Below are 217 nucleotides of genomic sequence, written 5' to 3'. Positions count from 1 at the left end.
ATTGAAACGAACCACTGGTTGAATCGTCATCAAGCCGAGTGGTCGCGACGGGCAGAAAACCCAGAACGGGATTGAAACGAACCACTGGTTGAATCGTCATCAAGCCGAGTGGTCGCGACGGGCAGAAAACCCAGAACGGGATTGAAACACAGTCGTCAGGGTAGTTCGCGAGCTTTACGATCGTCGCGACGGGCAGAAAACCCAGAACGGGATTGAA

The sequence above is a fragment of the Halovenus anhuiensis genome (genome assembly GCF_037080055.1).
Classification (GTDB): domain Archaea; phylum Halobacteriota; class Halobacteria; order Halobacteriales; family Haloarculaceae; genus Halovenus.
This window is presented reverse-complemented; position numbering follows the sequence as displayed.